Below are 725 nucleotides of genomic sequence, written 5' to 3'. Positions count from 1 at the left end.
GCTTCTGTGCTTTTTTGAGTGCCTTTTCAGCATCTTTCTGTGCTTTTGCTTCTGCCTTGAGTTGCTTCTTTAGATCTTTATCCGTTGGGGTATCTGTTACATCGTTATAGTCTGATTCTGTTGGTTCTTCTTCCCAGTCATCGTCATATGAAAAGTATGAATTAATGCTAATGAGTTTGAGATAATCTCTCAGTGCCTTCTCAGCCTCCTTATTCTCTTCTCTTAGAACTTTCTCTTCAGCCTTGTTCTCAGCCTTTTGCTCTTTTTCAACTTCCTTGTTGTCTACTTTGAGTTGTTGTGCTGCTTCTGGGTTTGATTCTCTTAGTTCTTTCTCATCTGCCTTATTTTCATCTCTCACTGCTTTCTCTTCAGCCTTGTTCTCTGTCTTTTGTTGTGTTTCCTCTACTTTGTTTACTTCTTTGAGTTCTTTGGCTAGATTTGTATCCTCACTTGTAGCTGCTAAGATCAATTCAGCATCTCCACTTTCTAAAATTGCTAGTGTTGCTTGTAATTCATTAATCGTATTTTGTGTTAAACCAATTTTATTTCCATTTTCAAGTAAGCTTTTGATTTCGGTAATTGTCTTTTCTGCAAATGCATCAATTCTATCATCGTTATTTTCTGGATCACTGGCCAAATTGTTCATCTGTGCAAACAACTCTTCCAGAAGATCGTTTGCAATTGCTAGTTTTGCTTGAGCGTCAGGGATATCTCCATTTGCTAAA

The 725-nt window shown here is 37.4% G+C and carries 1 protein-coding gene; it reads right to left on the bottom strand.

The window, feature by feature from the left end:
- Positions 1–725 (bottom strand): hypothetical protein (locus tag BD31_RS03930; protein WP_008298902.1); only part of this gene is annotated, 725 nt, incomplete at both ends.

Origin of the sequence: Candidatus Nitrosopumilus salarius BD31 (genome assembly GCF_000242875.2) — an archaeon.
Lineage (GTDB): Archaea > Thermoproteota > Nitrososphaeria > Nitrososphaerales > Nitrosopumilaceae > Nitrosopumilus > Nitrosopumilus salarius.
The sequence above is the reverse complement of the archived record's forward strand: the minus strand, read 5'-3'. Positions and strand labels throughout refer to the sequence as shown.